The 24,349-nt window shown below is 56.9% G+C and carries 23 protein-coding genes; 14 read left to right on the top strand and 9 right to left on the bottom strand.

Features of this window, described 5'->3' with window-relative positions; translation table 11 throughout:
* Window positions 1-93: 93 nt before the first annotated feature.
* From LG297_RS02800 to LG297_RS02735, 14 genes are all read left to right on the top strand, one after another.
* On the top strand, window positions 94-1,491 hold the full coding sequence (locus LG297_RS02800; RefSeq protein ID WP_404424916.1) for a PLP-dependent aminotransferase family protein: 1,398 nt from the start codon (window positions 94-96) through the stop codon (window positions 1,489-1,491).
* Window positions 1,492-1,645: 154 nt separating this feature from the next.
* A complete protein-coding gene (locus tag LG297_RS02795) occupies window positions 1,646-2,230 on the top strand; it encodes a TRAP transporter small permease (protein WP_404424914.1) in 585 nt (194 codons plus the stop codon).
* A 12-nt stretch (window positions 2,231-2,242) separates the two neighbouring features.
* Entirely contained in the window at window positions 2,243-3,526 is a 1,284-nt protein-coding gene (locus tag LG297_RS02790) for a TRAP transporter large permease (RefSeq protein ID WP_404424912.1), read from the top strand.
* 98 nt (window positions 3,527-3,624) lie between these two features.
* Complete coding sequence (locus LG297_RS02785; protein WP_404424910.1) at window positions 3,625-4,407, top strand: Asp/Glu racemase; 783 nt, start codon at window positions 3,625-3,627, stop codon at window positions 4,405-4,407.
* Window positions 4,408-4,417: 10 nt separating this feature from the next.
* Window positions 4,418-5,407 (top strand): hydroxyectoine utilization dehydratase EutB, encoded by a 990-nt coding sequence (gene eutB / locus LG297_RS02780; RefSeq protein ID WP_404424908.1) that lies wholly within the window; start codon window positions 4,418-4,420, stop codon window positions 5,405-5,407.
* A 5-nt stretch (window positions 5,408-5,412) separates the two neighbouring features.
* On the top strand, window positions 5,413-6,405 hold the full coding sequence (eutC, locus tag LG297_RS02775; protein ID WP_404424906.1) for an ectoine utilization protein EutC: 993 nt from the start codon (window positions 5,413-5,415) through the stop codon (window positions 6,403-6,405).
* Between the two features lie 59 nt (window positions 6,406-6,464).
* Window positions 6,465-7,646: an ectoine hydrolase DoeA gene (gene doeA / locus LG297_RS02770; protein WP_404424904.1), complete on the top strand. Its 1,182-nt coding sequence runs from the start codon at window positions 6,465-6,467 to the stop codon at window positions 7,644-7,646.
* Between the two features lie 107 nt (window positions 7,647-7,753).
* A complete protein-coding gene (doeB, locus tag LG297_RS02765; RefSeq protein ID WP_404424902.1) occupies window positions 7,754-8,758 on the top strand; it encodes a N(2)-acetyl-L-2,4-diaminobutanoate deacetylase DoeB in 1,005 nt (334 codons plus the stop codon).
* Window positions 8,755-9,246 carry an Lrp/AsnC family transcriptional regulator gene (locus tag LG297_RS02760; protein WP_404424900.1) on the top strand — a complete coding sequence of 164 codons (492 nt, stop codon included), beginning with the start codon at window positions 8,755-8,757 and terminating at the stop codon, window positions 9,244-9,246. Before doeB ends, LG297_RS02760 begins: the two co-directional genes overlap by 4 nt.
* A 120-nt stretch (window positions 9,247-9,366) precedes the next feature.
* Complete coding sequence (locus LG297_RS02755; RefSeq protein ID WP_404424898.1) at window positions 9,367-10,785, top strand: hypothetical protein; 1,419 nt, start codon at window positions 9,367-9,369, stop codon at window positions 10,783-10,785.
* Window positions 10,786-10,946: 161 nt separating this feature from the next.
* Window positions 10,947-12,344, top strand: a complete 1,398-nt coding sequence (locus LG297_RS02750) for an arylsulfotransferase family protein (RefSeq protein ID WP_404424896.1) — start codon at window positions 10,947-10,949, stop codon at window positions 12,342-12,344.
* The gene (locus LG297_RS02745) at window positions 12,341-12,622 is read left to right on the top strand and encodes a hypothetical protein (protein WP_404424894.1); all 282 of its coding nucleotides are present in this window, start codon (window positions 12,341-12,343) and stop codon (window positions 12,620-12,622) included. Before LG297_RS02750 ends, LG297_RS02745 begins: the two co-directional genes overlap by 4 nt.
* A 28-nt stretch (window positions 12,623-12,650) precedes the next feature.
* Complete coding sequence (locus tag LG297_RS02740; RefSeq protein ID WP_404424892.1) at window positions 12,651-13,394, top strand: hypothetical protein; 744 nt, start codon at window positions 12,651-12,653, stop codon at window positions 13,392-13,394.
* On the top strand, window positions 13,391-14,584 hold the full coding sequence (locus tag LG297_RS02735; RefSeq protein ID WP_404424890.1) for a sulfotransferase family protein: 1,194 nt from the start codon (window positions 13,391-13,393) through the stop codon (window positions 14,582-14,584). Before LG297_RS02740 ends, LG297_RS02735 begins: the two co-directional genes overlap by 4 nt.
* 63 nt (window positions 14,585-14,647) lie before the next feature.
* On the opposite strand, the gene LG297_RS02730 is transcribed toward LG297_RS02735, so the two are convergent.
* The 9 genes from LG297_RS02730 to LG297_RS02690 form a co-directional block, all read right to left on the bottom strand.
* Window positions 14,648-14,833: a hypothetical protein gene (locus LG297_RS02730; RefSeq protein WP_404424888.1), complete on the bottom strand. Its 186-nt coding sequence runs from the start codon at window positions 14,831-14,833 to the stop codon at window positions 14,648-14,650.
* A complete protein-coding gene (locus LG297_RS02725; protein ID WP_404424886.1) occupies window positions 14,830-16,191 on the bottom strand; it encodes an amidase in 1,362 nt (453 codons plus the stop codon). The genes LG297_RS02730 and LG297_RS02725 overlap by 4 nt, the downstream gene beginning before the upstream one ends.
* Window positions 16,192-16,206: 15 nt before the next feature.
* Window positions 16,207-17,628 carry a TRAP transporter large permease subunit gene (locus tag LG297_RS02720; protein ID WP_404424884.1) on the bottom strand — a complete coding sequence of 474 codons (1,422 nt, stop codon included), beginning with the start codon at window positions 17,626-17,628 and terminating at the stop codon, window positions 16,207-16,209.
* Between the two features lie 47 nt (window positions 17,629-17,675).
* On the bottom strand, window positions 17,676-18,248 hold the full coding sequence (locus LG297_RS02715) for a TRAP transporter small permease subunit (RefSeq protein ID WP_404424882.1): 573 nt from the start codon (window positions 18,246-18,248) through the stop codon (window positions 17,676-17,678).
* Window positions 18,249-18,343: 95 nt separating this feature from the next.
* Window positions 18,344-19,507 (bottom strand): TRAP transporter substrate-binding protein, encoded by a 1,164-nt coding sequence (locus tag LG297_RS02710; protein WP_404424880.1) that lies wholly within the window; start codon window positions 19,505-19,507, stop codon window positions 18,344-18,346.
* 202 nt (window positions 19,508-19,709) lie between these two features.
* Window positions 19,710-20,675, bottom strand: coding sequence for a 2-hydroxyacid dehydrogenase (locus LG297_RS02705; RefSeq protein WP_404424878.1), 966 nt, complete (start codon window positions 20,673-20,675; stop codon window positions 19,710-19,712).
* Between the two features lie 276 nt (window positions 20,676-20,951).
* Window positions 20,952-22,115, bottom strand: a complete 1,164-nt coding sequence (locus LG297_RS02700; protein WP_404424876.1) for a Gfo/Idh/MocA family protein — start codon at window positions 22,113-22,115, stop codon at window positions 20,952-20,954.
* A 36-nt stretch (window positions 22,116-22,151) separates the two neighbouring features.
* Complete coding sequence (locus LG297_RS02695; RefSeq protein WP_404424874.1) at window positions 22,152-23,207, bottom strand: sugar phosphate isomerase/epimerase family protein; 1,056 nt, start codon at window positions 23,205-23,207, stop codon at window positions 22,152-22,154.
* A gap of 171 nt (window positions 23,208-23,378) precedes the next feature.
* Complete coding sequence (locus LG297_RS02690; protein WP_404424872.1) at window positions 23,379-24,335, bottom strand: ABC transporter substrate-binding protein; 957 nt, start codon at window positions 24,333-24,335, stop codon at window positions 23,379-23,381.
* Window positions 24,336-24,349 lie beyond the last annotated feature (14 nt).

Here is a 24,349-nt window from a genome sequence, read left to right as displayed (position 1 = left end):
ATGACAAAATAACATTGACGTCTACACATTAACCCTCAGGTCATGTTAGGGTCGAAAAAACCCCAGGAATAGACAAGGGCGGAAATCAACAGGATGTGGCTGCCAAATATCGACCTGAGCGGCGATACGGGACCAAAATACAAGGCCCTTGTCGAAGCAATCATCACGGATATCGAGGCCGGACGCCTCAGACACGATGTCCGGATGCCGACCCATCGTGAACTGGCCTATCGGCTGCATGTCAGCGTGCAAACCGTTAGTGCCGCCTACAAGGAAGTAGAACGGCAGGGTTATCTTAGATCGGAACGAAGAAGGGGCACATTCGTTCAGGCACGCCTGACGGATCGTGCATCGACCTTCATTCTGGATAACCGTCAGCCCGACCTGATCGACCTGTCGATTGTGCGCACGGCCTATACCGATTTCCACAATGACCTGTCGCGCCAGATTCACGGCAAACTGGCCGAGGAAACCCACCATAACTGGATGGAAAGCTGCCGCCCGGTTGCCGGTTTCGAATATCATCGTGAAATCGGCAGCAAATGGCTGTCATCCATGGGGATCTCTGCCGACCTTCCCAATATTCTGGTCACAAACGGAGCTGCCCAGGGTGTATTCACCGCCCTTGCCACCGTGGTGCAACCCGATGACGTCGTCCTGACCGAAAGCCTGACCGATCATGGCGTGATCGGCACGGCCAGCATTCTAAGGTTCAAGCTTGGTGCCCTGCCCACCGATGACGAAGGCATCCTGCCCGACGCATTTGAACGCGAATGCCGTGCGCGTCACATCCGCGCCCTGGTCGTGACCCCGATCTACACAAACCCGACCAACTGCCTGATGGGGCTGGAACGGCGCAAACGAATTGCCGAGATTGCCGAGCATTACGGCGTTTATGTCATCGAAGACGATGTTTACCGCCCGCTGCTGGAACAAAACCTGCCGCCGATCACAAGCTTCCTGCCACGGCTGGGATTTCATGTTTCCAGCCTGACCAAGATCGTCATGCCGGGATTGCGCACCGGATTTCTTGTCGTGCCACAACATCTGTCGATTCGCGCCAGCAGCGTCCTGCGCGTCACCGGCTGGATGGGAACACCCCTGATGGCCGAGATCGGGATACGCTGGATTGCCGATGGCACGGTCGAGCAGGCCGTGACCGTTCAGCGCGCCCTGATGCGTGAACGCCAAGCGCTTGTTGCCGAAATACTGGGTGATGCCGTGGTCCGCCATCACCCCACATCGCTAAGTGCCTGGGTGCGCATTCCCCATCACTGGCAAGAAGAATGGTTTGCGTCAGAACTGCGGAAAAACGGCGTTGCCGTGACGATTTCAGACCCGTTCATGACGGTCAAGGTCCCCCGCCCGAATGCCATCCGGATTTGTGTCGGCGGGGCGGTTGATACCCCCGCCCTGCATCATGCCCTGATGCAGATCAGGCACACGATGGAACAAATGCCTGGTGTCCATGCCTTCGACGTTATGTATTGATTTTTGTGTCATGACAAAAATCTGATTGAACCGTCACAAACCGTTTTTATTCTGGCAGTCTGGCGTGAAGCGAGCAGGAAAACGTGTGGGAGGGAACCAACCACTACACACAACGTTCAGCAAGAATGTCTCGCACGCGCATCATGGAGGTCGTATGTCAGATTCTAACGGGGAGGCACCAGCGCCACAAGGCGGGGTGCTATCGGTGCTGAAACGGCTTGATGACGGGCTATCTGTCGTCGAACGTCAGTTGCTGGGGTGGAGCATCGTGATCATGGCCGTGAACACGGTCGCCAACGTGATCATGCGTCTGGGTTTCAGTTCGAGCATCTTCTTTTCCGAAGAACTCAACCAATTTCTGATCATTCTTGTCACATTCGTCGGCATCAGCGAGGCCGCCCGCATGGGGCGTCATATCCGCATGTCGGCCTTTACCGATATGTTGGGCCCGCAGGCCAGCAAGATCATGATGATCATCATCACGCTGGGCACGGCGGCTCTTCTGTTTCTTCTGGCATGGTATTCTATCGGCTATGTTTCATCCCTGATCCAGTCCAACCGCCTGACACCGGCCTTGCGCATTCCCTATTACCTGACCGTCCTCATCGTGCCCTTTGGCTTTACGGTCACAGGCATCCAGTTTGTACTTGCCGCAGCGACGAACATCTTCAGACCGGGGACACATCTGTCCTACCGGGTCGAAGACACGTTCACCGACGCTGACGACCATCATCTGTAGGGGGACGGAAAAATGGATCTTGGAACCACAATTCTGATTGTGATGCTCGGGCTTCTCGTCCTCGGTTTTCCGATGATGGTACCGCTGACCATGGCCAGCGTCGTCGCCTTTACCTTTTACATGCCGATTGATCCCAAAATTCTGATCCAGCAAATGGTCACGGGGATATCGCCGGTCGCACTGATTGCCGTACCGATGTTCATCTTCGCCGCCGATATCGTGACAAAGGGACATACCGCCAACCGGCTTATCGATCTTGCCATGACCTTTGTCGGCCATGTCCGCGGCGGTCTTGCGGTCACTACCGCCCTTGGCTGCACGATGTTTGGTGCCGTTTCGGGTTCGACACAGGCCACCGTGGTTGCAATGGGTGGCCCGCTGCGTCCCAAAATGTTGAAGGCCGGTTACAAAGACAGCTTTGCCATGGCCCTGATCATCAATGCCAGCGACATCGCCTTCCTGATCCCGCCATCCATTGGCATGATCGTGTTTGGCGTCGTGGGCAAGGTGTCGATTGGTGAACTGTTCCTGGCCGGGATCGGCCCGGGCATCCTGATCCTGCTGATGTTTTCGGCCTATTGCGTCTATTACGCCAAAAAGCACGACATTCCGACCATTCCGCGCATGAGCTGGGCCGATCGCGGCAAGGCCGTGGTCAATGCCGGCCCTGCCATCATGTTCCCGGTGCTGATTGTTGGCGGCATTTATCTCGGCTGGGTCAGCCCGACCGAGGTCGCAGCCGTTTCCGTGGTCTATGCCATCATTCTTGAAGTCATGATCTTCAAGTCGGTGAAATGGTCGGAAATGCTGGAAATCGCCCGTTCGACCGGCCTGATCACCGCTGTGGTCTTCATCCTTGTCGGGGCGGGCACAACTTTCTCCTTCGTGATTTCCTTTGCCCAGATTCCGCAGCATGTGATCGGTGCATTGGGGCTTGAAGGCGCGAACAGCTACCTGATCCTTGCCGCCATCTGCATCGCGTTCTTCATCGGCTGCATGTTTGTCGATCCGATTGTCGTCATTCTGGTTCTGACACCGATCTTCATGCCGCTGGTCCGTGATGCCGGACTTGATCCGGTGCTGGTCGGGACGCTGGTGACCCTGCAGGTCGCCATCGGGTCGGCAACGCCTCCGTTCGGGTGCGATATTTTCACCGCCATCGCGATCTTCAGGCGACCTTATTACGAGGTCATCCGCGGAACGCCGCCCTTTATCTTCATGCTTCTGCTGGCAGCCGTAATTCTGGTCTTTGTTCCGCAGATCGCATTGTTCCTGCCGACCATGGCATTCCGATAATCGGCAGATAACCGGGATCGTCCCGGAAAAGAATAACCACAATAACAAACCGGGGTGCGGGCATTCATTGCCCCGCCCCGTTCAAGGAGTCCAGGACGATGTCCGTTGCCCCTGCGGTCACGCCAGAGCCGGTAGACCTGTCCTATTTGCCCGATCCGGTTGCCCCGGCCGGGCGGATCGGACTGATCACGCTCGCCACCGATTTCAACTGCGAAGATGATCTGCGCCGTATCATCCCCAAGGATGTCGGCCTGTTCACCACGCGCATTGAAAACGCCAATCCCATCACGGTCGACACCCTGCGTAACATGGCCGACGATCTGCCGCGTGCGGCCCGCACCCTGTTGCCGGGTTATGGTGTCGATGTTGCCATTTTCGGCTGCACCTCGGGCACCGCGGTTAATGGATCGGACCGGATCGAGGCAATGATCAACATGGGAATGCCCGGCACGGCGGTGACCAACCCGCTGCTGGCGGCCGATGTCGCATTGCGAACAATCGGTGCGCAAAAAATCGCCGTGGTCGCCCCCTATGTTGCGGATGTTACCCGTTCCGTTGCCGAACAACTGATGGTGCGCGGTTTCGATGTGACCCGGCTGATGGGTTTCGGGCTTGAAAACGATATCGATATGACGGCAATCCCGCCCGATGCCCTGCTGGCCGCCGCATTACAGGTCAACAGCCCGGACGCCGATGCCGTGTTCATTTCCTGCACCGCGATACGGGCCGCCGAAATTGCCGAACGTGCGGAAAAGCTTCTGGGCAAGCCGGTGATTACCAGCAATCAGGCCATGATCTGGCACGCCCTGCATCTGATGAAATATGACAAGCCGGTCACAGGGTTCGGAACCCTGTTTGACCACGCCCCACACAAATCGTAACGAGGTCGCCATGAAGGAACCCATCACGCTTGGTGATGTGCTTTCTGCCCGCAAGACCATCGCGGGCCACGTGATCCATACACCACTCCGCCCGTCTGCCAGCCTCTCTGAGCAGATCGGATCGCCCGTGTGGCTGAAATGCGAACACCAGCAATATACCGGCAGCTTCAAGCTGCGCGGGGCGGCGAATGCCGTTCTGAAACTGTCCCCCGAACAGAAGGAAAAGGGCGTTGTCGGTGTCTCAACCGGCAATTATGGCCGCGCCCTTGCCAATGCGGCGCGCAATGCCGGGGTTCGGGCCGTTATCTGCATGTCCGAACTGGTCCCGAAAAACAAGGTCGAGGGCATCCGCGCCCAGGGGGCCGAAATATGCATTTCCGGCACCTCGCAGGACGAGGCCCAAAAGGAAGTAGACCGTCTGGTTGCGGAAAAGGGCATGACCATGCTGCCTCCCTTCGACCATGCCGACATCATCGCCGGGCAAGGCACGCTTGGCCTTGAAATCCTTGAACAGCTTCCCGAAACCGACACGCTTCTGGTGCCATTGTCCGGTGGCGGGCTTCTGGCCGGTGTGGCCCTTGCCGCAAAGTCGATCAATCCGGCGATCCGGGTTGTCGGCATTTCGATGGAACGCGGCTGTGCCATGATCACAAGCCTTCAGGAAGGCAAACCGACCGCGGTCAAGGAACTGCCGACACTGGCCGACAGTCTGGGCGGCGGCATCGGGGAAAACAACCAATACACCTTCGATATGTGTGCCGATCTGACCGATGACTTTGTTCTGGTGAATGAAACCCAGATCGCGGACGGCATTCGCGCCGCCTATCACGATGACCAGCAGGTCATCGAAGGGGCGGCCGCCGTTGGCATCGCGGCCCTTCGCGCCGGATTGATCGACAATCCCGGCACCACGGTCGTTCTGTCGACCGGCTGCAATATCGATATGGATTTGCATAAACGTATTGTCGGCGGCGAAGACGTCGACCTGATGGCGGAGTAACCGATATGCCCAACATCAGAATTCTGACCGAAACCGACCTTCGCAACGTTATCACCCTTGATACCGATGCGATTGCCTGTATCGAAAATGCCTTTCTCGCACTGGCGACCAAGGATGTGCGGATGCCGCCGATCCTTCGGCTTGATATCGACGACCACAATGGCGAGGTCGATGTCAAAACCGCCTATGTGCCGGGGCTCGACAGTTTCGCAATCAAAATAAGCCCCGGCTTTTTTGACAATCCGAAACTCGGCCTGCCCTCGGTCAACGGGTTGATGAACCTGTTTTCGGCCAAAACCGGCCTGCTCGAAGCCGTCATGCTCGATAACGGTTATCTGACCGATGTCCGCACTGCCGCCGCCGGGGGCGTTGCCGCCAAACATCTGGCGCGCAAGGATGCCACACATGCCGCGATCTTCGGGGCCGGGGTGCAGGCGAAATTGCAGCTAAAGGCGCTTAAACTGGTCCGCGGTATCACATCGGCCACCATCTGGGCACGCGATATGGCCAAGGCCGAAGTCTGTGCCGCCGCCTGCGCCAGCGAACTTGGCCTTTCCGTAACCGCAACGCCCGATGGCCGGGCGGCGGCACAGGATGCCGATATCATCGTTACCACCACCCCCGCGCGTGAACCCGTCCTTTTGGCCGATTGGGTCAAACCCGGCACCCACATCACCGCGATGGGGTCGGATGCGGAACATAAAAACGAAATCGACCCGGCATTGATCGGCCGGGCAGACCTTTATGTGTGCGACAGCCTTTCGCAATGCCGGATTCTGGGTGAATTGCATCACGCCATTGATGCCCGGATCATCAAGGCCGACCACACATTTCCAGAACTGGGTCAGGTTATTGCCGGATCGGCATCGGGACGCGGTTCCGATGATGCAATCACGGTTGCCGATCTGACCGGTACGGGTGTCCAGGACACCGCAATCGCCACCCTCGCCCTCGCCCGCTGCGACGCAGCCAAGGCCGGGACCGAGATCACGTCGTAATAACAAAAGGAAACAGGGTCAGGAAAAACTGAAACCCCGCCTTTTTTTGGAGGCCTGCAATGAGCCAGGTTGAATTGAATTTCACGCGCGAGGAATATGCCGAGCGTCTGGAAAAAACAAAAAAAGCCATGGTGGAAAAGGGGCTCGATCTTCTGATCGTGACCGACCCATCAAACATGGCCTGGCTGACCGGCTATGACGGCTGGTCGTTTTATGTTCACCAATGCGTCCTTGTCCCGATCGAGGATGACCCGATCTGGTTCGGGCGGTCCCAGGATGCAAACGGGGCAAAGCGCACGGTCTATATGACCCATGACCGCATCATCCCCTATGCCGATTACTACGTGCAATCAACCACCCATCACCCGATGGATTACCTGTCCGAGGTGATCGATTATCGCGGCTGGGGCACGCGCAATATCGGTGTTGAAATGGATAACTACTATTTCTCCGCCAGATGCTATGCGCAATTGCAGGCCCATCTGCCCAATGCAAAATTCCACGATGCCACCGCACTGGTAAACTGGCAGCGTGCCGTAAAGTCCGAGACCGAGATTTTCTATATGCGCCAGGCCGCCCGCATCGTCGAAAACATGCATGAACGCATTTTCGAAGTTGTCGAACCGGGCATGAAGAAAAACGAACTGGTTGCCGAAATCTATCGTTCGGGGATTGTCGGCATTGACGGGATCGGCGGGGATTATCCGGCGATTGTGCCGTTGCTGCCATCGGGTGCTGATGCCGGTGCACCGCATCTGACCTGGGATGACAAACCGATCCCCGGCAATGCCGGAACATTCTTCGAGATTGCCGGTTGCTATCGGCGCTATCACGCGCCGCTTTCGCGCACGGTCTATCTGGGGCAACCCGAACAGCGTTTCCTTGATGCCGAAAGCGCGCTGATCGAAGGCCTTCAGGCTGGCCTTGAAGCCGCCAAACCCGGAAATGTCTGCGAGGATATCGCCATTGCCTTCTTTGGTGTCTTGCAAAAATACGGCATCCACAAAGACAGCCGGTGCGGCTATCCCATCGGGCTTTCCTATCCGCCCGACTGGGGCGAACGCACCATGAGCCTGCGCCCCGGTGATCGCACGGTCCTTGAACCCGGCATGACATTCCATTTCATGCCCGGACTCTGGTTTGATGACTGGGGGATCGAGATCACCGAAAGCATGATGATCACGGAAACCGGCAGCAAAACGCTGACCAGTTATCCAAGGCAGTTATTCGTCAAAAACTGACGCAAACAACGCCGATCAAAATCGCACCGCAGATAAAATGCCGGTGCAAGACTGCCACGCAGGATACCGACGGTCGCGGTATCCTGCCTATATGCAAGGAAACGGCCATGACAAAGAAATCCCCGATTACGCCAACGATCCCGTTCGATCAGGATGGCGTTCATCACGGCTTTTTAAAACTGCCCTATTCGCGTGATGATTCCGCGTGGGGGGCCGTGATGATCCCGATCACGGTCATTCGCAACGGCGATGGACCGACCGCCCTTCTGACCGGCGGCAATCACGGTGACGAGTACGAAGGACTGGTATCGCTGTTCAAACTGGCGGGTAAACTCTCGCCTGCTGAAATCACCGGACGCGTCATCATCCTGCCCGCCATGAATTTCCCGGCTTTCCTCAATGCATCGCGGACATCCCCGATTGACAAGGGCAACCTTAACCGCTGCTTCCCCGGTAAAGCCGACGGCACGGTAACACAGAAAATCGCCGATTACGTTCTGCGCCATCTGGTGCCCGAAGCCGACATCGTCCTTGATCTGCATTCCGGCGGCAAGACGCTGGACTTCATTCCGTTTGCCGCTGTCCACGTCCTTGAAGACAAGGAACAGGAAGCCCGCTGCGTTAGCGCGATGAAGGCCTTCGCCGCCCCCTGGTCGATGATGATGCTGGAACTTGATTCGGTCGGCATGTTTGACACCGTTGTCGAAGAAGCCGGCAAAACATTCGTTACCACCGAACTGGGTGGCGGCGGGTCGACCACCGCCGAACGGGTGGCGATTGCGGATCGCGGGGTTCGCAACCTTTTGATCCATGCCGGTATTCTTGCCGGTGAACCGGACGTTCCGGACGATAGCGGCGTCATGCTTGATATGCCGGACGGCAATTGCTTTGTCGCATCGGTTTCAGGCGGCCTGTTCGAACCCTGTGTCGACCTAGGGCAGATGGTCGCGCGCGGTGATCTGATTGCGCGCGTTTACGATGCCAACCGGACCGGCGGGGTGCCGACCGAATACAAGGCACCGCGCGACGGCATCGTCGCCTGTCGCCATTTCCCCGGCCTGATCAAGACCGGTGACTGCCTTGCCGTCATTGCCGAGGTGGTCGGGAAATGATCAGGCTGGATGATCAGGATCTGAAAATCCTGCTCACGCTGCAACGCGAGGGGCGCATTACCAAGGTCAAACTGGCCGAGGCGGTGAACCTCTCGCCAAGCCCGTGCTGGGAACGGCTCAAACGCCTAGAGGACCTTGGCGTGATTTCGGGCTATCACGCCCATATCAATCTGGAAATGCTGGTCAAACCAACCCTTGTGATGACCGAGGTAACATTGCGCCATCACCAGCACGAGGATTTCACGATTTTCGAAAAGGCCGTACAGGATATACCCGAAATCGTCGAATGCTATGCCCTTGGCGGCGGGGTGGATTACATGCTCAAGATACTCTGTCGTGATGTCGATGCCTATCAGCGCCTGATCGACGGGCTTCTGATCGCAGGCATCGGCATTGACCGCTATTTCACCTATATCGTCACCAAAAAGGTCAAGGTAACACCGGTCCCGCCGATTGACGCCCTTCTCGATCCCGGGGGACGAAAATAACAACCGACACCAAATACCCAACATTGACGGTCGTCCCCTGTCCCCCGAATTTAAACACTTCCCAACCTGCGAAACTTGTGGCGAAATCGACTGTATCAGTTGACCTATGGGGGATGGGGGATGAAACCGGGCGTTACCATGATCAGGATCATGTCGGTCGGCATTTTGGGTATCGGCCTTGCTGCCTGCCAGACGATTAACACAGCCCCGGCACCCTCGCCCGCCCCATCGCAAGCCCCCATTGCCCCGGCCAGTATTTCCGACCCCGGCAGCATCGCCTTTCGGATCAACCCGTCGGGCAACGGGGCTTATTACGGCTGGCAGATGCAGATCGTAAAAGCGGCGCGTAACAAGGGTTTCAAACCCTTCACCACCGAACAGCTTTCCGCCGGACAGATGAAGGAATACACCCTGTGGCCCGACAGCTATCTGGTCAGGGTCTCTCGACTGGGCGAACTGGAATCGGAAAGCTGGGTCGATGTCTTCCCCGGCGAGGTCACGGTGGTCTATGCCGATTACGGCCTGTTTTCCGAAGACGTTAAAATAAGCCGCGAACCCGACCCCGCCCGGATTGATCCGGAGATCAATACCGGGATATGGCGCATACCGATCACCACCACCTACGGCCCGGAAGTCATGTTTGCCCATGACGGCTACCGCGCGGAATATACCGGCCCGCAAAATAACGGCAATCCGGTCGGCACCGGCACGGTCGAAATCACCCGCAACGGACAGCCCTTTGCCGAAATCGTCAATGCCGACATCACCGGCGAAACAATCACCGGCGACACCGAATATGCCGATGGCCGCATCGTGGACGGCGACTATCTAAGCGACAGCCACCAGATCGAACCGGGCAGCACAACCAAATGGCCCGACGGCACAATCTTTACCGGCACCTATCGCGTGTTTGATCCGCTTGACGGTGAATTGCGCATGGCCGATGGCAATGTCTGGCAGGGCCCGGTACGCGAACGCAGGCCCGCCGGTCAGGGTCGCCTGACCTGGTGGGAAGGCGGTTGGATGGAACTGCCCGAAGGATCGGCATTCCCGAGCCAGACCGGCGAATTCGTCTGCGGCGGAGAAACCGTCCCGGCTGGTGAATGCTATTATTATGGCGGCAAAAAACTTTCGGGGCCGGATGAACTGGCCGCCCTGATGGAACGTGATCGCCAGATCGCAGCAAAAGCCGCAGCAGAAACCACCGAACCACAGGCCGCCGCCCAAAACGGCTGCCGGAATGCCAGCGGCACATTCCGCGACAATACCGGCAATTCCACCCTTGAACTCGACACCCCCGGTGAAGGGAACGGCAATTTCGTCACTTACACCTACGGCGGCGCACAAAAATACCGGTTCGAGATCGGCTTCACCTATGTCACCACGCCCGACAGCATTTCGGTCACCTATGGCAACGGCACCTATAGCGATGCCGCAACCGGACAGGTCCTGCAACGTATGAGCGCACAATCGGGCACCGTACCCTGCCGGTTTGACGGTAACCTGCTGGTGATGGACGGGACCGAATACCGGCGGTAATCAAGCGAACAAACCGGCAAAAAACACCCCCTGCAGCCATTGAACTCTTGGGCGAAACAAAGGCGAAAAGCGGCCAAACCGCCGCAATCCCCTTGATATTGGCCGTAAATTTGCCCACAGGCACGCATAACCTTTTTGTCTGATGACAAGGAGATTATGGCGTGCCTTCACCTGAAAAAAACAGTGAACCTGCGGAAAACAACCGCGGCGATAAAATTTTTTTTGCTGCTTTCATAACCGGCATTGCCGCGATCAGCTTTGGCATCGGTGCGTTTGTCATATTGGCCGAAGTCCCGCCCTACCAGTCGATGAAAAACGCGTGGCGCGCGGGCACCGCATTGTGGGAACAGCGCACCAAATACACCAATATCGAACGGCTTGATTTCTGGTCCCCGGCGCGCACCGAAAAAACCGGTGTCACCATCAATGATACGGCAAAAACCCAAAAAGGTCTGACGCTGTATTCATCGGGGGACGGGCCGCATGCCGTTCTGGTCGATATGGATGGCAACATGCTCCATGAATGGCGCATGCCGTTCAGCGAAATCCACGATGAAACATCGCCGATCCCCAACCCGCAAAAAGACGATTTCATGCACTGGCACACCGCCAAAATGGCCCCCGATGGCGACCTGATCGTGCAATATACTGCGGCGGGCGACACACCCTATGGCTATGGCATGGCCAAGCTTGACCGCAATTCCAAACCGGTCTGGAAATATCTGGGAACCGCGCATCATGATTTTTCGATTGCGCCCGATGGCCGGATTTATGCCCTGACACAGGAATTCCGCTTTAACACATATCCGAACCGCAAACAGCTCACCCCGCCACGTCTGGACGATTTCGCGGTGATCCTGTCACCCGAAGGCAAGGAAATCAAACGTGTCTCGATCCTCGATGCGCTGATCAATTCCAGCTACGCCAACATGGTCGACTTCGCGCCCTATTTCTCGAACGAGGATGTGCTGCACACCAACACGATCCAGCTCATTACCGAGGAAACCGCCCAGAACTTCGCCAAGGGCAAGGCAGGCGATGTTGTTCTGTCCTTCCGTGATCTTGGCATCATTGCCGTGCTTGATATGGATGCGGAAAAAGTCGTCTGGGCCACACGCGGCCCGTGGCTGGGCCAACATGACCCGGATGTCCTGCCCAATGGCGATATCCTGCTGTTTGACAATCAGGGCCAGCTTGCCGATCCGGATGCCGGGCAATCACGCGTCCTGCAAATCGATCCCGAAACCAACGGCATCACCTGGGAATACAAGGGCACGGCCGAACAGAAATTCGACAGCAACATCCGTGCTGATCAGCAACGCCTTGCCAATGGCAATACCCTGATTACCGAATCATCGGGCGGACGGCTTTTCGAAGTCACCCCCGACGGCGAAATCGTTTGGGAATTCCACAATCCGATCCGTCGCGATGATCCGGACAATCCCGGCCAGCAACTGATCCCCGTCGTATCGCAGGCCGAGCGCATCAGCGACGAACGCGCAGCCCTTTACAGCGATACCGATTTCACCCCGACCTCCCCTGACGGAGACAACCAATGAAACCCAATATGAAACTGTTTTCAATCGGAACCGCGACCCTTGCCGCAGCAACCCTTCTGACCGCACTGCCCGCACAGGCCTATGTCGGACCGGGCGCCGGTCTGAGCCTGATTTCCGCCCTTTGGGCTGTTCTGGCTGCGGTATTTGTTGCTGTCGGATTTGTCCTGCTGTGGCCGATCCGCAAGATGATGCGCAACCGCAAACGTGCGCAGCAGGGCACATCCAGTACCGCCTCGCATTCGGCATCTTCCGACGCATCCCATCAGCCGAAAGCCTGATCGGGAAAAGCAACGGAAAGAATAAAGCATGGGAATACTTGATTGGCCTGCCCCCGCCTTTGGTGCGCTTGATACCCTGATGGCAAATGCCGTCGGGCCGTTTGGTCGCGTCCTGATCTGGGCGTTGATCTGTGCTGTGATATCGATGCTGCTCTATAAGCTGCTGTCACCGCAAACCCGCATCAGGGCGATCAAGGAACGGCTGAAAGAAGCCCGCAAGGCCATGGCCGAAGACGATGGCGAGGATTTCGGCGAAGGCATGAAACTGGCCAGGGCACAGCTTGCCCAATCGTTGAAACTTGTCGGATTTGTCATCGGCCCGGCGGTTGTCGCATCCCTGCCTGCCCTTGCCCTGATTGTCTGGCTGGACGGTCAATATGGTTATAGCTGCCCGCCCCCCGGCCAGCAGGTTTCGATCACCACCCAGCCGGAAAATGCCGCCATCGAACAGGTCGGCATCAACCCGACCGGCATGGAAGACGATGCCTGCCCGGTTGTTCAGGTGCCCGGTGCCAATGACGGCGAAACCTATCTGGTGGCACCGGCCGCCGCCATTCCCGTGATCCATCAAAAACAATGGTGGAACGTCATCATTGGCAATCCGGCGGGTTATTTGCCCGATGACGGCCCGGTGACACAGCTTCGTTTCGAATTACCGCCCCAACACATCATCAATGTCGGCCCCGACTGGGCGCGTGGCTGGGAACTGACTTTCTTCCTTGCCCTCATATTGGGGTCGCTGGCGATCAAAAAAGGATTTCGCATCGAATGACCGGTCAACCGACATCCGAAAAATCCACCGCATCCGCCTCCAACGGCACCGCCTTCCATGTATCGGGCTGGGATAACTGGCTAAGCGGGCTGATTGCCCGCCACCCGATGCAATGGATCCGGCTTGGCAATTTCGAAACGAAAATTGCCGGTGATGCGATTGAAGATGTCAAAATCGAAAAGCCGGTCTTTGTCGCGGGTCTTGCCCGCTCGGGCAGCACGATCCTTCTCGAAACGCTGGCACGCCACCCGGATGCGGCAACCCACCGTTATCGCGACTATCCGCCGGTTTTCACCCCCTATCTGTGGAACAAGTTTGTCGACCTTGCGCCCAAGGGCAAAAATGTCGCGGTTGAACGCACCCATGCGGACGGCATCAATATCACGCCTGAAAGCCCCGAAGCGTTCGAGGAAATGATCTGGATGGCGTTTTTTCGCCACCTGCATGACGTCGATGAAAGCAACGTCCTCGATGGTCAGATCAGCAACCCGGCATTCGAGAAATTCTATCGCGATCATATTCGCAAGCTGATCCATGTTCGCGGCGGGAAGCGTTACATCTCCAAGGCAAACTATCTGGTCACCCGGATGGAATATCTGCTGTCGATATTCCCCGATGCGCGGTTCGTTCTGCCGGTGCGCGACCCGTTATGGCATATCGCATCCCTTGCCAAGCAGCACGATTTGTTCTGCAAGGGCGAGAAGGATAATCCCCGCGCGGTCGCCCATATGCAGCGCGTCGGCCATTACGAATTCGGCCTTGATCGCCGTCCGATCAATACCGGCGATCTGCATGCCACCCGCCAGATCATGAAACACTGGAAAGACGGCGAAGAAGTTGCCGGTTGGGCCCATTACTGGACCGACCTGCACCATTACATCGCTGATCGCATGACCGTGAACAAGGCCCTTAAAGATGCGACGCTGGTGGTCCGGTACGAGGATTTCGTCGCCGACCCGGCAAATCAGTTGCGCCGCCTGTTTGATCATGTCGATTTGCCCGACGCCGAAACGATCATCAACGATGTCGCCCCGACCATCCACGCCCCAACCTATTACCGCCCGAAATTCAGCGATGACGAGATTGATCTGATCCGTGATGTGACATCAATTGCCGCCGCACGTTTCGGCTATGACCCCAAGTCCGGCAATACGCTCCGTGGTGCTGGAAAAAAACACGCACGGGGATAACCCCTGTGCGTGTTTGCACGTGTTTTACGCATGCTTTGCTGAATTCGGCTTATCGCACCGGGATCAGTGATGATCGCTTTTGCGACCTGTCGCCATACTCCAGAAATCCCACCCGGCCAGTACCAGCGTGATCGCCACGATAATTCCAAGATCCCAACGGGGCACATGCCCGAACAAAATCCCGACAAACCCCAGCAGCACGACATAGGCGAAGATCGCCATTATACCGTCAAGGCGTACCTTCGTCATGATGATGCTCCTTCGTTTTCAATGTTCGAAACATATTGTGCAAGCCAGCGTGCCGTACGCAAAAGCCGCGCATCGTCACCGGCACGACCGACAAGCTGAACCCCCATGGGCAAACCGTTTTCCGCCCAAAGCAGCGGAAGGGTAATCGCCGGTGTGCCACACAATGTCCAAAGCCCGTTAAAAACCGGGTTGCCCGTGGTATCAAGCCGCCCCGGTGCGGCACCGGGTGCCGACGGGGTGATGATCGCATCACAACGCTGAAACACTTCTTCAAGGGCTGCGTTGAACAATCCCCGCCAGTCAAGGGCCGCCAGATAATCGCGTGCAAGAACGGTTTTGCCTTTGTCGATGGCCTCGCACAGCTCGGACGACAACTGATCGCGCCCGCGTTTTTCATAGGCATAATAGCATTTTGCCATTTCTGCGGAATTGATGCGGGACCGAATATCGACCGCATCGTCGAATGCCTTGGGCAGCGGCGCTTCAAAGCATTGCTCCCCCAGGAGCGAGGTCAGTTCCCGAAATGCCATGACGGTATCGTCATCGGCAATCTCGTCAAACTGCGGCGGACGAATAAACGCCAGTGTCGGCGTCACCGGCGGTTCTGTCATGGCTGTTTCCAGCAAACGCGGAACCGGCTGCGGCCGGGTTGCCGTATCGCGCGCGTCATACCCGAACAGGATTTCGGCAAGAAGTGCGGCCCCTTCGACAGTCCGGGAAAATACCCCCATGGTATCAAGGCTGGGGGACTGTGTCAGAACGCCGGTACGCGGTATGGCCCCAAAAGTCGGCTTCAACCCGACCACACCGCAAAAGGATGCAGGCCGGATGATTGACCCGCCCGTCTGCGTACCAATCGCCAAGGGCACCATCGACGCCGCCACAGCCGCCGCCGATCCCGATGACGATCCACCGGGCGTATGCGCCGTATTGTGGGGGTTGCGGGTTTTGGAAGGATGCATGAAGGCCATTTCGGTCGAAACCGTCTTGCCCATGATGATCGCACCCGCAGCCTTCAGTTTTGCGACAATCACCGCATCTTCGTTCGGCACCCGCCCGGCATCAAGCGGGGTGCCGTTTTCGGTTGGCATGCGCGCCGTATCGATAACGTCTTTCAAACCAACCGGAATACCGTGCAACGGTCCTGTCGGCATCCCCGATTGACGACGTGTATCAAGCGCACGGGCCTGCGCCAGAACGTGTTCGCCATCAAGATAGGCCCAGGCCTGTATTTCCGGCTCCAGTTCGGCAATACGGTCAAGGCAGGCCTCGGCATATTCAACCGCACGCACGGCACCGCTTGCCAAACGGTCGCGCAGTTCAACGACATCAAGGTTGAGTAACGGATTGACAGTCATAAGTCAGCCTTGCTCCTAACGCGCGCCATAGAACAGATCCGGAAGATGGAAGACGATCTGCGGGAAAGCATACATCAGAACCATGCTGACAATCACCATGAACAGGAACGGCATAACCCCCTTGAAAATATCCGTCAGCAAAACACCTGGAGGCGAAACGCCCTTAAGGTAGTAGGCCGACATGGCCATCGGCGGTGTCAGGAAGGATGTCTGAAGGTTCAGTGCGACAAGAATACCGAAGAACAGCGGGTCGATATCAAACAGCGGCAGCAACGGCAGGAAGATCGGCACAAAGATGATGATGATCTCCGACCATTCCAGCGGCCAGCCCAGCAGGAAGATAATCAGCTGTGCCATCAGCAGGAATTGCAACGGCGTCAGGTCCAGCCCGCCAACAAATTCGGCAATCACATGTTCGCCGCCAAGATACGAGAAAACCGACGAGAAGGTATAGGAACCGACAAACAGCCAGCACACCATCGCCGAGGTCCGCACCGTCAGATAAACGGACTCGCGCAGCCGGTCAAAGGTCAGCGCCCGATAGGACACCGCCAGGATCATCCCGCCCAGTGCGCCGATTGATGCCGCCTCGGTCGGGGTTGCCAGACCAAACAGGATCGACCCCAGAACCGCAAGGATCAGGAAAGCCAGCGGGAAGAACGACGTGGCCAGCATCCACAGAACCTTGGCCAGGGGGACTTCGGGAATTTCATCGGATGTCGGGCGCGGGGCGGATTTGGGCTGCAATAACGCACGCCCTACCACGTAAACCAGATACAACCCGACAAGTGTCAGCCCCGGCAACAATGCCCCGGCATAAAGGCGTACAATTGAAACACCGGATGCGGCAGCATAAACAATCAGCATGATGGATGGCGGGATCAGAATACCCAGCGTCCCGCCGGCACAGATGATGCCCGTGGCAAAGCTTTTGTCATAGCGGGCTTTCAGCATGGCGGGCAGTGCCAGCATCCCCATCAGGGTCACGACGGCACCGACAATCCCGGTCGCAGTTGCAAAAAGCGCACAGGTAATCAGTGCCGCAACACCAAGCGACCCCGGAACATTCTTGGCCGCGATATTCAATGTCGAGAACAGGCGATTGACGATATTGGCACGTTCAACGATGTAGCCCATGAACAGGAACAACGGAACGGCGGTCAGCACCTCGTTCGACATCACGGTGTATGTCTGGTTGATAAACAGATCGAATATTCGGTTGTTCACCGATCCTTCGATCCAGGTAAGGGCCGATGTCAGGGTATCGCTATCCTCGGCCAATCGGTCAAAGGCGCGCCACATGCGTCCGGCATCGAAATATGCGTAATAGCCAAACCCGATCCCCAGCGCCATCAAGGTGAATGCAACCGGGAAACCAAGGAAAACAAGAACAATAAAGATGCCAAGCATCATTAGGGCGACATGTGCGTCAATCACGTTTGCAGCTCCGTTTGGGCCGGTTCATCGCGCTTTTCACAGCGGTTTCAACTATCTTTTGCGACATGCTGCTTCATCAGCAATTCTTCGGTTTCCTGGACATCATCCTCGGCCCCGCGCCAGTATCCCTCGCGGATACACATGATACAGCGCATGACCTGAGCGATCCCCTGAATGAACAGCAGGATACCGGCCGCAACGATCACAACCTTGAACTGATATACCGGCACACCTGCCGGACTGTTCACGCTGACCTCGCCATATCCCCAGGAACGAGCGGCATATTTCCACCCCGACAGGATGAGCGCCGTGACACCGGGAAAGAAGAAAAAGATATAAAGAACAAGGTCGACCGATGCCTGGGTCCGGGGCTTCCAGAGGCGATAGATAAAATCGCCACGAACATGCCCGCCGCGCGACAGGGTATAGGCCCCGCCCATCATGAAAAGAGTGCCATACATGATGAAGGACACATCAAGCGACCAGGTCGTCGGGGCATTGAACAAATAGCGCGACATGACCTCGTAACTCATGCCCAGCGTCATGAGAATAATGAGCCAGCCGAAGGCCTTGCCAAACCAGGCCGAAAGCTTGTCCGCGAATTCGATAAAGCTGATCATCGGGGAATTCCATTACCGTAACGGCCATCCCGCACATTCAATAGCACGGGATGGCCTTTTGGTTCAGACAAACAGAACAAAACCGTCAGGCTTCATTACAGTTTCAGTTTGCCCGGGAAATAGTGGTCATAGGCAAGCTGATAGTCCGGCGAGTTCATCAGTTCATAATAGGTCACGCGCTCAACCCAGGCACGCTGGCTATCAAGAACTTTCTTCATGAATTCGTCTTCTTCAAGCTGCGGAATCAGCTTGTCCCAGGCATCAAGCTGTGCTGCGAGGATTTCCTTCGACGTACGATGGATTTCAACGCCGTCATCAGCAAGTTTCTGCAAGTCGGACGAGTAGTTATCAAGTGCGAGTGCGGTGTTCGAGGTCGAAGCTGCTTCTACCCCGTAACGCAGGATCGCTTGCAGATCAGGTTCGAGGTCTTCATAGAAATCACGGTTGAAGATGAACTCGAAGCTTTCGGATGCCTGATGATAGGATGACAGATAGTAGTTCTTCGCCACATCCTGCGCGCCGAAACGCATGTCCGAAGACGGGTTGTTGAATTCGAACGCGTCAATCACGCCGCGTTCCATCGCCGGGACGATCTCGCCACCCGGAAGCTGTGCGACCGACATGCCCATCGACTGCAGAAGATCCGCAGCCAGACCAACGGTACGGTATTTGAAGCCCTGAATGTCGGCAACGGTGTTGACCTGCCCCTTGAACCAGCCGAACGGCTGGGCCGGCATCGGGAAGCCAAGAAGACCGATCACGTTAAGCCCCATAACGTCCTGGGTCAGCTCGCGATAGAATTCTTCACCACCCCCCGCATAGAACCAGCTCAGCATGGTGGTTGCCGAACCGCCAAACACCGGACCGGTACCAAACAGCGAGGCAGCCTTGTTCTTGCCGTACCAGTATACCGGCACGGAATGGGCAATATCGATCACGCCGTCATTGACGCCATCAAGAACCTGGAACGCCCCGATAACGGCACCGGCCGGCAAAAGGTCAACCTTCAGGCGACCGCCGGACATGGCTTCGACACGATCCACATATTGTTTGGCAAAATCCATCCAGATATCGGATGACGGCCAGGACGTCTGCATTTTGACGACCAATGGTGCAGGCTGTGCATGAACTGCCGGGGCTGCGAACAGCCCCGAAGCGACTGCACCACCGGCAACAACGCCGGTCGCACCCTTGGTAAGGAACGAACGACGGGACACTTGCTTGGACTTCACGTCTTCAGGTGTAGCTATCTTTTTCATTTCTTCCTCCCAGAATTATCGCCGTATCCGTCAACTAGTTGGCGGAAAACAGGCGATGATTTTCAGCCTTGCATAGGCCCTGATCCGATACAAGGAACATCGAATATTTCACCTTCCACCATGTGGAAAACTTTCTTCGACCATTATTTTCCGGAACAGAATGAATCCCGGAATTTAGTAAGTTCTTATTATTGGCGCGCCACTAGGCTACGCGATCCTGCGGTTGTCCGCCGGAAAAGAAGGCATCAAGATTATCAAGCGCCCGAAAGCCCATGGCATCACGCGTTTCTTCGGTCGCGGAGCCTATATGTGGCAACAGGAAGACGTTTTTCAACGCTGACAGATCCGGATTTCCGCCGGGTTCATTGCGGAAAACGTCAAGCCCGGCGGCAAACAGCTTCCCGCTTTGAAGCGCCCTGATCAGGGCAGCCTCATCGACCAGATTGCCGCGCGCCGTGTTGACCAGAATGGCCCGGTCCGGCAGGAGTGCTAGGGTTTTTTCATTGATGATGCCGGTCGTGTCCGGCGTTGCCGGACAATGCAGCGATAAAACATCCGATACCGCCAGAAGCCCCTCGACCGTATCGTGGAAAACAGCCCCTTTTTCAAGGTGACCCGGCAGACGGGACCGATTGTGATAGTGCACTTCCATGCCAAAGCCGCGCGCGCGATCGGCGCTAACTTGCCCGACGCGGCCCATACCAAGAACACCGAACCGCTTGCCGGTCACCTGTCGCCCGACCATAAAGGCAGGCGACCAGAAATCCCATTTCCCGGCACGCACCATCGCATCGCCCTCGGCCCCACGGCGTGCCGCACCCAGCATGCACAACATGGCGATCTCGGCCGTCGCATCGGAAAGAACATCGGGGGTATTTGTGACCGTGATCCCGGCTTTCTTTGCGGCATCCAGATCAACATGGTCCACGCCAACGGAATGATTGGCAATAATCCGCACCCGATCACCAAGTTCGGCAATGACATCCGCGCTGAAATGTTCGGAATGACAGGGAAGAACCGCGTCAACATCCTGACAGCGTGCGATCAGTTCATCACGCGAAAAGACGTGATCCGCGTCGTTCAGGATAACCTGATAATCACGCGCCGCACGTGCCTGAACCGCATCGGTCAGACGCCGGGTGATCAGTAGCACCGGCTTCTCCGCCATCGTCTACTCCCTGTTCCCTGCATGGATTGCAGTTTTCTTTATCGTTCACATGAAACACTTTTACGGCAGATAGAACAATAGCCTATCAACTCAATGGGGTGAATTTTCCACCAGATGGAATACCAGATAGTGATACGCTTCACGCCAAAGCCGCCCGAATCGCCCTTTCCGTAACGGCATCGCAAGGCAGATAAAAAAGCAGGCGGCCGATCACAAGGACGGCCGCCTGTTTCTCCCCAGATGTTCCGATTTGCGTGGTGGTCCCGTCGCCGGAACCTAGAAGCTGACCCACACAGCGCCACGCTGGCTGGAACGGACCACTGCCTCGACAAATTTCATGCCTTTGACACCTTCATTGATGCCCGGAATCAGCATGGCTGCCGGATCGGCCTTGCCCCCGGTGATGCGCGCGATCAACTGATCGGCGAAATCGGTATAAAGATTGGCAAAGCCTTCAAGATAACCTTCCGGATGGCCCGGCGGCACGCGGACACCGCGCAATCCGGCCGATCCGATCCCCGCCCCGCCGCGGGTCATCAGTTCGGGGCGACCGTCAAGCGGGCGGAAATGCAGATGGTTGGGATGTTCCTGCGCCCATTCAATGCCGCCCTTGTCACCATAAACCCGAAGCCGCAGGCCATTTTCATGGCCAATCGCAACCTGGCTTGCCCAAAGCATCCCGCGCGCACCATTATCGTAACGCAGCAGGATCTGGACATTATCGTCAAGCTTGCGGCCCGGCACGATGGCATCGATATCCGCGCACAGCTCCGAAATCTCAAGCCCGGTGACAAAATCGGCAAGGTTATGGGCGTGCGTTCCGATATCGCCCAACGCCCCGCCCATCCCGGCCTTGGCCGGATCGGCCCGCCAATGGGCCTGCTTGTTGTCGGTATCCTCGACCCGGGTCGCCATCCAGCCTTGCGGATATTCAACCTGTACTAACCGGATATCGCCAAGCTTCCCGTCACGCACCATCTGGCGGGCTTCGCGCACCATCGGATAGGCGGTGTAATTATGCGTCAACGCAAACAGAAGGCCGGTTTCACGCACCTTGGCCGCCAGCAATTCGGCTTCTTCAACATTCAGGCAAAGCGGCTTGTCGCAAATCACATGAATACCGGCATCCAGCATCGCCATCGCTGCCGGGAAATGCAGGTGGTTTGGCGTGACAATCGCACAGGCATCAATGCCATCCGCGCGCGCGGCTTCCTGTTTGGCCATTTCGGCAAAGCTGTCATAGGACCGGTCCGGCGCAATAAACAGTTCCGCCGCTGATGCGCGTGCAATATCGGGCTTGGACGACAATGCCCCGGCAACCAGTTCGTACCGGTCATCAAGGCGGGCGGCAATGCGATGCACCGCGCCGATAAACGCCCCCTGTCCGCCGCCAACCATGCCAAGGCGGATGCGCCGCGCCGGATTTTTCGTCTCACTCATGTCAATCTCCGTCCTGAATGGTTTTCTACCGCCGACTTAATCAAGCCCCAGCAGGCGACGATTGGTGGCCTCGTCCGTGCCGCCATCGGCGAAATCGTCAAACGCCTTTTCGGTCACACGGATAATATGGTTGCGAATGAAATCGGCCCCTTCGCGCGCGCCGTCTTCGGGATGTTTAAGCGCGCATTCCCATTCCAGCACGGCCCAGCCATCAAAATCAATCGCCGCAAGTTTCGAAAAGATCGCGCCAAAATCGACCTGCCCGTCGCCAAGCGACCGGAACCGTCCCGCACGCCCGATCCAGCTTTGATACCCGGAATAAACGCCCTGCCGCCCGGTCGGATTAAATTCCGCATCCTTGACATGGAACATCTTGATCCGCTCGGCATAGATATCGATGAAATCAAGGTAATCCAACTGCTGCAACACAAAGTGGCTCGGATCATAAAGGATGTTGCACCGCGCGTGGTTTTTAACACGTTCAAGGAACATCTCGAACGTCGCACCGTCAAACAGATCCTCGCCCGGATGAATTTCATAGCAGACATTGACGCCGTTTTCCTCGGCCACATCAAGGATCGGCAACCAGCGTTTCGCCAGTTCGTCAAACGCGGTTTCAATCAGTCCCGCCGGGCGTTGCGGCCACGGATAGACATAAGGCCACGCAAGGGCGCCTGAAAATGTCGCATGATCCCCGATGCCCAGATGGCGCGATGCCTTGATCGCGGCCTTGACCTGATTGACCGCCCATTCCTGACGCGCCTTGGGATTGCCGCGCACTTCGGGGACGGCAAACCCGTCAAACATCTCGTCATAGGCCGGATGCACCGCCACAAGCTGCCCCTGCAAATGGGTCGAAAGTTCGGTGATCTCGACACCATGCCCGGCCAGAATGCCCTTGGCCTCGTCACAGTAATCCTTGCTTTGGGCAGCCTTTTCGACATCGAACAGGCGCTTGTCCCAGCTCGGGATCTGCACCCCCTTATAGCCAAGCGACGCCGCCCAGCGTCCGATATTGGAAAGGCTGTCAAACGGGGCCTCGTCCCCGGCAAACTGGGCAAGGAAAATCGCCGGTCCCTTAAGCGTTTTCATACTGACCTCGTGTGTGTTTTTTCCGGGTGGCCCGGATGTCATCTGATGACGAATGTGATGTAAAATCAAACCCCGCCCGGCCTGTCGTGACAGGGCGGGGTTCCTTCTGCCTGCTCGCATTTATGCGATCATGCCATTCCCGTTCAGAACGGCCCGTTCAGAACAGCCCGATCAGAACGGGCTATCCGGGAAATAGAAGTTCTCGGCATTTTCCTGGGTCACAACCGTCGCACCCAGAATGTAACGGCCTTCGACCGCCGCATTGGAAACGAACTTCATCGCCGTGATATCCATCGCGGTTGCGATCATCGATGGCGGATACAGAACGTCAATCGGGGTCAGTTCATCACCATCCATCACGCGCTTGATGATGTCCTTCATGCCGGCCCCGCCGACGATGAACAGTTCATCGGTCCGGTCGGCCTGCTTGACGGCTTCGATCACGCCAAGCGCGATGTCATCATCCTGCGCCCAGACAGCATCGATTTCCGGGAAGCGCGACAGGAAGTCCTGCATGACTTCATAACCGTCATCACGGTTCCAGTTGGCGTGCTTCATATCAAGGACCTCGATATCCGATCCTTCGATTGCCGTCATGAAACCTTCGACGCGTTCTTCGTCAATCACGGTCGGAATGCCGCGCAGGATGACGATCTTGCCTTTGCCGCCCAGACGTTCCTTGATGTATTCGCCCGATACACGGCCCAGTTCCGGGTTGTTACCGGCAACATAAACATCCTCGATCCCCGGCAGCGAAAGACCACGGTCAACCACGGTAACAAACTTGCCCGCTTCCTTGACCTGCTGGACCGGCACGGTCAGCGGATCGGATTCAAACGGCAGAACCACCAGCGCATCGATATTCTGAACCGATACCAGATCTTCAAGATCATTGGCCTGTTCGCCCGCACCATTGGCGGTAACAACAATGATATCAAGGTTCGGATAGGCTGCCTCAAGGCGCTTTTCGGCCTGTTCCGCATGATAGTTCAGGCCACCGGCCCAGCCGTGGGTCGCCGCCGGGATCGAAACCCCGATCTTGATTTTTTCCTGCGCCAGTGCCGTGGTCGATGCCAGACCAAGACCCACAACGCAGGCCGCCCCTAGAAACTTTGCAATCGTTTTCATTCAAGCTTCCTCCT

This window comes from Thalassospira australica (assembly GCF_044790785.1).
GTDB classification, from domain to species: Bacteria; Pseudomonadota; Alphaproteobacteria; order Rhodospirillales; family Thalassospiraceae; genus Thalassospira; species Thalassospira australica_A.
This window is presented reverse-complemented; position numbering and strand designations above follow the sequence as displayed.

What these genes read in the sequence shown, in the direction of transcription:
- LG297_RS02800 (WP_404424916.1), top strand. Translation starts at nt 94, where the DNA reads ATGTGGCTGCCAAATATCGACCTGAGCGGCGATACGGGACCAAAATAC.
- LG297_RS02795 (WP_404424914.1), top strand. Translation starts at nt 1,646, where the DNA reads ATGTCAGATTCTAACGGGGAGGCACCAGCGCCACAAGGCGGGGTGCTA.
- LG297_RS02790 (WP_404424912.1), top strand. Translation starts at nt 2,243, where the DNA reads ATGGATCTTGGAACCACAATTCTGATTGTGATGCTCGGGCTTCTCGTC.
- LG297_RS02785 (WP_404424910.1), top strand. Translation starts at nt 3,625, where the DNA reads ATGTCCGTTGCCCCTGCGGTCACGCCAGAGCCGGTAGACCTGTCCTAT.
- eutB (WP_404424908.1), top strand. Translation starts at nt 4,418, where the DNA reads ATGAAGGAACCCATCACGCTTGGTGATGTGCTTTCTGCCCGCAAGACC.
- eutC (WP_404424906.1), top strand. Translation starts at nt 5,413, where the DNA reads ATGCCCAACATCAGAATTCTGACCGAAACCGACCTTCGCAACGTTATC.
- doeA (WP_404424904.1), top strand. Translation starts at nt 6,465, where the DNA reads ATGAGCCAGGTTGAATTGAATTTCACGCGCGAGGAATATGCCGAGCGT.
- doeB (WP_404424902.1), top strand. Translation starts at nt 7,754, where the DNA reads ATGACAAAGAAATCCCCGATTACGCCAACGATCCCGTTCGATCAGGAT.
- LG297_RS02760 (WP_404424900.1), top strand. Translation starts at nt 8,755, where the DNA reads ATGATCAGGCTGGATGATCAGGATCTGAAAATCCTGCTCACGCTGCAA.
- LG297_RS02755 (WP_404424898.1), top strand. Translation starts at nt 9,367, where the DNA reads ATGAAACCGGGCGTTACCATGATCAGGATCATGTCGGTCGGCATTTTG.
- LG297_RS02745 (WP_404424894.1), top strand. Translation starts at nt 12,341, where the DNA reads ATGAAACCCAATATGAAACTGTTTTCAATCGGAACCGCGACCCTTGCC.
- LG297_RS02740 (WP_404424892.1), top strand. Translation starts at nt 12,651, where the DNA reads ATGGGAATACTTGATTGGCCTGCCCCCGCCTTTGGTGCGCTTGATACC.
- LG297_RS02735 (WP_404424890.1), top strand. Translation starts at nt 13,391, where the DNA reads ATGACCGGTCAACCGACATCCGAAAAATCCACCGCATCCGCCTCCAAC.
- LG297_RS02730 (WP_404424888.1), bottom strand. Translation starts at nt 14,833, where the DNA reads ATGACGAAGGTACGCCTTGACGGTATAATGGCGATCTTCGCCTATGTC.
- LG297_RS02725 (WP_404424886.1), bottom strand. Translation starts at nt 16,191, where the DNA reads ATGACTGTCAATCCGTTACTCAACCTTGATGTCGTTGAACTGCGCGAC.
- LG297_RS02715 (WP_404424882.1), bottom strand. Translation starts at nt 18,248, where the DNA reads ATGATCAGCTTTATCGAATTCGCGGACAAGCTTTCGGCCTGGTTTGGC.
- LG297_RS02710 (WP_404424880.1), bottom strand. Translation starts at nt 19,507, where the DNA reads ATGAAAAAGATAGCTACACCTGAAGACGTGAAGTCCAAGCAAGTGTCC.
- LG297_RS02705 (WP_404424878.1), bottom strand. Translation starts at nt 20,675, where the DNA reads ATGGCGGAGAAGCCGGTGCTACTGATCACCCGGCGTCTGACCGATGCG.
- LG297_RS02700 (WP_404424876.1), bottom strand. Translation starts at nt 22,115, where the DNA reads ATGAGTGAGACGAAAAATCCGGCGCGGCGCATCCGCCTTGGCATGGTT.
- LG297_RS02695 (WP_404424874.1), bottom strand. Translation starts at nt 23,207, where the DNA reads ATGAAAACGCTTAAGGGACCGGCGATTTTCCTTGCCCAGTTTGCCGGG.
- LG297_RS02690 (WP_404424872.1), bottom strand. Translation starts at nt 24,335, where the DNA reads ATGAAAACGATTGCAAAGTTTCTAGGGGCGGCCTGCGTTGTGGGTCTT.